The 4856-nt window shown below is 40.5% G+C and carries 4 protein-coding genes; all 4 read right to left on the bottom strand.

Features of this window, described 5'->3' with window-relative positions; translation table 11 throughout:
* The coding region (locus tag HN459_07600; GenBank protein ID MBT3479309.1) for a hypothetical protein at positions 1-174 on the bottom strand (174 nt) is incomplete at its 3' end.
* 315 nt (positions 175-489) lie between these two features.
* Entirely contained in the window at positions 490-2838 is a 2349-nt protein-coding gene (locus HN459_07595) for a hypothetical protein (protein MBT3479308.1), read from the bottom strand.
* A gap of 249 nt (positions 2839-3087) precedes the next feature.
* Entirely contained in the window at positions 3088-4368 is a 1281-nt protein-coding gene (locus tag HN459_07590) for a M20/M25/M40 family metallo-hydrolase (protein MBT3479307.1), read from the bottom strand.
* A gap of 95 nt (positions 4369-4463) precedes the next feature.
* On the bottom strand, positions 4464-4856 hold a 393-nt coding region (locus HN459_07585; GenBank protein MBT3479306.1), incomplete at its 5' end, for a histidine kinase.

The raw sequence follows: 4856 nt of genomic DNA, 5'->3' as shown, positions 1-4856 counted from the left end.
CGCAATGGGGAAGCCCAACAAAACGACAATGACGATAAATTGCTGCGTCCATTGGGGGAAGTTGAACATGGGGAAAAGGATTTCCACCAACTGCATAATAATGAAGGCCACTACCGCATAAGAAGCGGCAACGCGGAAAACCTTTCGGCGTTTTAGTTCGTCGAAGAAGCTCATAATATTTTACTCACAGTGTAATTTGTCATTCTGAAGAAATGCAACGACTGAAGAACCTCAAGCGTTCGTTTTACCGTATGCGCTTGTTTGAGATCCTTCGCTCCTGCTGACGCAGGACTCAGGATGACAGTATTGGTTAGTAGTTCGTCGAAAAAGCTTATAATATTTTACTCACAGTGTAATTTGTCATTCTGAAGGAATGCAATGACTGAAGAATCTCAAGCGTTCGTTTTACCGTATGCGTTTGTTTGAGATTCTTCGCATTCGTTTCACGAATACTCAGAATGACAGTGGTGTTTGTGTTGGAGTAAAAGCTCACGATACCGCCTTATCAATTTTCTTAAGCGCTTCCCGGGCCATTTTCTTCTCTTTTAACGATTCCGGTGCTGGCTCCCAGATTTGTAAAAAAGTTTCAATATTCGATTTGGCCAAACGGTAATTCTTTAATTCTAAGTTTGCCAGGCCGGAATAAAGGAATGCCTTCGGATAGTAAAACGGTCTAGAATTGAATCCGCTGAAATAATTGTCCTTTAACGAATCAAAATGTTTGAGCGCCATCCCATAGTTATTTTCACCCATATATGCTATGCCAATATTAAAATTAGCAATGAAGTTTTGATAACCGTCTGCACCTTTTAGAATGTTATTATAAATACTAATCGCTTTTTGATAATTTTTACTGTCTAAAAATACTTTCGCATTTTCTAAATTATTATCGGAGAGGACACCAAAGGCTTGGTTATACAATTCATTTTGGCGAATATCATTATTTACTAATCTATAAGCATCAATGAGGTGCAATTTAAATACACCGCTTAAATCAGCAAAAGCTATATCATTTGTCGAATCATTAAATATATTCTCAATTTCTTCCAATATCATATTTGCATTTTCTTTTTCATTAAAGATACCTGCCAATACTCTTGCCCTGGTTATGAGTGTTTGTGTGTAAAAATTATAGTTAGCATTTTTATTATAGAACCCTAAGGCTTTATCGGAATAGGTTAAAAATGCACTACGATCTGCCCGTGATGCAGCCAATTGCTGAAGCAAGAATAAACCATCTCTAGACCAATGTTTACTTGTATTTTTTTTTGCTTTTTCCAATCGATCGACTGCTTTGCCATAATCGCCACTCACATAATATCCATACCCAAAAGCGATGTCGGTATCAATTAATTGCACCTCTTTATCTTCGATTGCCCGAACCATACCAAAATATTCATTGAATTTACCTGCATATAATACAGCGTTTAATTCATTGTATTTATGATGAGGGTCATCGGGATAAATGGCCGACGATTTGGCTGTTAATTCAATATTCTTTTCATGATCTTCAACTCCTACGTATGCCCATCTAAGATGTTGGATTGCAAATTCAAATGAAGGGTCTAATTCATGACTTTTCTCAAAATACGCTATTGATTCATTCGCTCTAGTATTATGAAATAACATATCACCAATTTCAAAGTATGCCAGTTTTTCATTCGGATATTTGTCAATAATTTCTTCATAAACAGGAATTTTTGATTGAAAATTTTTGATGGATTGCGCTCGAATGTATAATCGCTCTTTATCCGGTACAGACTCAATGTATTTCACTGCCTTTTTTATATATTTATCATGCAATTCACTCATGAAATGCCATTGATAAGAATAGGCAAGTTTATATGCGGCCAATGCAAATGTTGAGTCCTCTTCCATTGCTATTAAATATTGTTTAATGGCGCCCTTAAAATCCAATTTGTAAAATGCTTTTTCACCCAGGTTGAAGTATTTATAGGCTTCCAAGTTTTTAGTGGTAAGGCTGGCGATAGCGACTTGATTTTTCTCTACTTCTTCGGCCCGCTCTGCCAAACTAATCCGCGTCTGTTTAGAAATTTCATCAATAAGTCCGGGGATATTCTTCTTCCCCTCTGCCTGCACATTGGTGGAATACAAATATTCATTCGTTTCTACATCCAGAATCTTTAGATCTATGGTATAGAGATCCCCAAACTGCTGAATAGATGTAAGAACCAAAGCACCGATATCCGCGCGGCGGCAGATTTCCATACCTATCTTTTCGTCCACAATATCTACATTGGGTTTGCCAATTTGTTTTAATAGATCAAACATGCGCGAACGGGTGAGTACCGAAAGATAATTGGATTGTTCTAAAGATGTAATGAGCAATCCCGAGAGACCATTTAGAGAAGCATCTTCAGTATTGTTTTCAAAATCCGCAATAGCCACGGGGATGCGATCGCCCGTATAGTTCACCAGTTTTTCACCACCATCACCAAAGAGGTTTATTTGGCCGATCATGATTCCGGCTACCACGCCGAGGACTAAAAATATATTGCGCTTTTTCAAATATATTGGACGAGCGTCTGTCTTTACAGTCATGTCACCCACTTGGGTTGGGGGCGCTGCTTCAATAGAAGATAATGGTTGTGTTTTAACAACACCATCAGGAGTGCGATCGAATATCCATGCGACAATTGCAACAATCGGGAAACCGATTAATAAGACAACAACAACAGCGGTTAAAATCCAATCGGGCAAATGCAATGCTGGGAAGGTTACTTCACCGATCTGCATGATGATCCAAGCAACAACAGCATAACTACCACTTACACGAAAAACCTTTCGGCGTTTTAATTCTTCGAAAAAATTAGACATATATGACCCTCCTGAAGCCCTCTAGAGTAAATCTATTACATTTGGTTGCTTTGTAATTTAGAATAAAAAATTATGAGATGGTATAGCTAAGGGATGGGGATTTTAACTCACCCACATTATTAATTTTGACTCCCCCCTTTTTGATTTCCCCCCTCATACGAGGGGGGACCTTGGGGGGTGTATTAAAATTGCACTCCGCACTTATAAATAAATCATTTATGGATAATGGAGTGGTTTAATTGAAAGAAATCACTGTGTTAAACGATAAATTAAAATGGCGGCCCTTGTTGTTGTCCTAGGGAATGTAGATAAATCTAACCCTTCATTCTCTGAATGGCCCCCAAATCCATCAGGACCCAAACCCGCTAAGGAGGCATTCACATGAGGTGCTATAAATGATATATCTGCCGCACCGCGCTTGCTGGGATCGAGTGCTTCCAATTTGCCGTATCCTAAGGCAATGTTAACCGCTTCAAATTTATCGAGCAGCGCATAGTTAGCTTTGGTTGGCTCCATGGGGGGATAGCTCGTTTTAAATTCGATATTGGCCGTTGTGCCCGGAAGATTGCGTGACGCGATTTCTTTCATGGATTTCATGGCCTTTTCGAGTTGCCCCATTGAAATTGTTCGAATGCCCCCGTGAACGGTCACCGATTGTGCCACCACATTGGTTTTACCGAATGTGGAGCCGCGTGAATTTACCGGATCATAAACCACATCAGTGCCCCCCACTATTGTGCCTGGATTAAATGTGAGATATTCTTCCGGAGCCAATTCCTCTCTAAAAGCATTCAAAATTCTGGATGATTCAAAAATGGCACCATAACCGAGTTTATCTTTAAATATCTGAGAAGAATGCCCTTGGATGCCCGTAGTGGTTAAAATCCATGAGGAAGAACTACGTCTGGAAATTGTGCCCGTATTCATGCCATGGGCGCCTTCAAATCCAAGTCCGATGTCAGCCCATTTACCCGCATCAATAAGTTCTTTTCGAACAATGGCCGGCGGCGCGCCCAATTTTTCTTCATCCCCGATGAACACCAACGTGAGATTCAAATCTTTTAAAACACCCACCTTTTTCAGCGCTTTCATGGCGTAGATCATAGATATGTCACCGCCTTTCATATCTGAAACTCCGGGACCGTAAGCCGTATCGTCCGTTCGTGTATATGTCTGGAATGGGTGATCCGGTTCAAATACCGTATCCAAATGGCCCACCATAACAATCTTTTTGCCCGTGCCACCGCGCATTTCTGCAAACAAATGTCCGGACCGTTTCACGTCATTAGGGTAAGTGACCCAATAAGTTTTGAAGCCCAGTTTATCCAATTCTTTTTGGAATATTTTGCCTACTTTTTTATTCCCTTTAATATTCAGGGTACCGCTATTGATATTAACCACTTTTTCTAAAAGATTAATCGCTTCATTCGTATGCATTTCCACATAGGATTGAATGGCCTTTTCCTCTTTGGATAGACCTTGCCCAACGGCAATTGAAAGTGTTAGTAGTATTGTTGTTATGTATTTCATGTTATTTCCTTTTTTGCTAACTCATAATATTTATCATGGCTCCCCCCTTTTAATTTCCCCCCTCATACGAGGGGGGATCCAGGGGGTGGTTCAAATTATTTGATCTCTTCCCTCACCGCCCGAGCAATGGCCACCGCATTTGGCGTATCGCTATGAACACAAAGCGTCTGCGCATCGATAGGCACCTCGTTCCCATCCACCGCAATGGCTTTACCTTCCATCATCATTTTAGCCTGGAGTGCTGCCTTTTCTGGATTAGTGATTAATGCATCATCAAATTTTCTGTCTCGCAATGTGCCATCCGATTCATAGGTACGATCTGCAAATGCTTCTGCCATTGTGTCGAGGCCTAATGCATCAAACACGGTGAGCATTTGAGAACCGGCCAATCCCATAACTTTTAACGCAGGATTCACTTGAATTATCGCTTCGCCAATAGACTGAGCCACTTCTTCATCGTTCACAGCACGATTGTATAGGGCGCCATG

This window comes from Candidatus Neomarinimicrobiota bacterium, assembly GCA_018647265.1.
Taxonomy (GTDB): domain Bacteria; phylum Fidelibacterota; class Marinisomatia; order Marinisomatales; family TCS55; genus TCS55.
This window is presented reverse-complemented; position numbering and strand designations above follow the sequence as displayed.

Excerpts from the sequence above, each read along its gene's own strand:
- HN459_07590 (MBT3479307.1), bottom strand. The coding sequence starts at position 4,368 with ATGAAATACATAACAACAATACTACTAACACTTTCAATTGCCGTTGGG.
- HN459_07595 (MBT3479308.1), bottom strand. The coding sequence starts at position 2,838 with ATGTCTAATTTTTTCGAAGAATTAAAACGCCGAAAGGTTTTTCGTGTA.